Origin of the sequence: Streptomyces sp. NPDC058664 (genome assembly GCF_042716635.1) — a bacterium.
Lineage (GTDB): Bacteria > Actinomycetota > Actinomycetes > Streptomycetales > Streptomycetaceae > Streptomyces.
On the sequence record NZ_JBHXRW010000194.1, the window covers coordinates 1 to 1863 of the forward strand.

Below are 1863 nucleotides of genomic sequence, written 5' to 3' on the forward strand. Positions count from 1 at the left end.
TCACCGACGCGCTGGTGTTGGAGAACGCGTTCAGGGAGCTGGTTCGTGCGGCGACGCTGGCGCCGAAGGATGGCACCGGGTTCCCTGGGAAGTAGCGGACCTGATCGCTGGACATAAACGGAACTCGGGCAGTGGCTTCCCATTCGGCCTCGAAGATCTGGCGGGTCTGCTCGTAGGTGCGGGCCTGGATCGGTGTCCGGTCTTCGTTGGCATCGGAGGCCAGGTCATCGGGCGCCTGGCGCCAATTGCGCAGCGACTCTTTGAGGTCCCACCAGTTGTCGTGGTGCTCCGGATCAGCCGACCATCGGCGGTCGATCTCGTCGCAGCGGTCCAACAGCGGCCGCTGCTCGTCGAAAGTGGCCAGCCTGTCGGCGTCCTGGCGCATCTGCGCCCGCCACCCGAAGTCCGCGCGCATCACCGCCTCGGAATCGCTGGCGCCGTGGTCGCGGTAGTGCTCGGGTGTCCACTGCCACTCCGCGATCCGGTCCCGCGTGCGTTGGGGCAGAGCTTGGTCGTTGCGGGCGGCCTCCATCGCCGGAAGCAGCGACACCTGGTCGACGACGACGACGCGGTCCTGTCCGGAACGCTCCGCGGCCTGCTCACGCTGCACATCGGCGAGCGTGCGCTGCTGGGCGCGGATCTCGTCGGCCCGCTCGTAGGGCATCCGGGTCACGTAGTCAGAGGTGAGCAGGCCCCAGTCGTTTCGGCTGATGCCGTTGACGGCCAGATCACGAGCCTGGTCCCAGCTGCGGGCCTCGACCGGGCCGAGAGTATCGCCCAGCTGGGCTCGCTTCGCGGCGGCGGCAGCCGGATCATCCCGGTAGTCCAGGTAGGCATCGGACAGGGTGACCCATTCGTCGAGCCAGCGATCCTCGGCGTGGTTGACCCAGGTCGACGACCACTCGTCGCGATCGAGGGCGTCGGCAGGGTCGTAGTCGTCGGAGTCGCGGTGGTAGCCGACCGCAGCCCAGTGGGTGAAGTCGTGACGCATCAGCTGCTCGGCGTCGGACTCGGTGGTGAACTCGTCGGCCTGGTCGGCGTGGTCGGTAGTGTTTGTCATTGGTTCGTGCCTTTCGGAAACGTCTGTCGAATAGGTGGGTTCGAAGCCGGGCCAGGCGCCGTGGCCGGTCATCTCTCGTGCTTGCATGTGCGATGACCACCGGGTGTCGCTCATGCCGGGCGGCTGCGATCCGCCCGGCATGAGCACCTCGTGCGCCCGCTTCATCGCTTCCGGAGCTTGAATCCAGGCGTCGTGCATCTCGGTCAGCTCGCGCCAATGCGGCCCGACCTCCAGGTCGCTGCTCCATCGGGCCTCGATCGCGCGAGCTTGGGGCAGCAACCTCGCGTCTTCGTCGAAACCGCGGTCGTAGTAGTCCATCGCGCGGGCGAAGTCGGCCCGCCACAACACCTCGTCCTCGTAGACCACCCGGTCGGCGTAGCGGGCGATGAACGGGTCGTCCAGGTCGTCGGTGCTCATCGCTCCATCCCGTCGCGCTCGGTCTCGACGTTGAACGCGTTCGCCGAAGAGCTGGCGTTGGCAAACGCGTTGACCGCCTGGCGCTCCGGGCTGCCGAACCGCGCTTTGGCGGGCGTCATCGACGCCACCTTCTGCACCGCCTCGTCGCGCTCGCCGCGGAACTTGTCCCGGTCGGTGAGGGCCTGGTCCCGCTCAGCGGTCAACGCCGCCAGCTGCCGTGTCAGTTGCCCGTTGCGGTCGGTCAGGTCGGCGTTGTGCTCGATCGACAACCGGTGGCGCTGTTCGAGGCTGGCGTATCCCTCAGATATGCCGGCCTTTTCGGACTCGGTCTCCGACAGCAGTCGCTCGCGGGACGCGACCCGCAGATCGGACAGGCTGTCGGACAG

General features: G+C 67.6%; 2 protein-coding genes. Both read right to left on the reverse strand.

Annotated elements, in window-relative coordinates; genetic code table 11:
- Nucleotides 1-1477: hypothetical protein (locus tag ACFWUY_RS41455; protein ID WP_384122166.1), on the reverse strand; the 1477-nt coding region annotated here is incomplete at its 3' end.
- Nucleotides 1474-1863 (reverse strand): hypothetical protein (locus ACFWUY_RS41460; protein ID WP_384122169.1); only part of this gene is annotated, 390 nt, incomplete at its 5' end. The genes ACFWUY_RS41455 and ACFWUY_RS41460, both read right to left, overlap by 4 nt.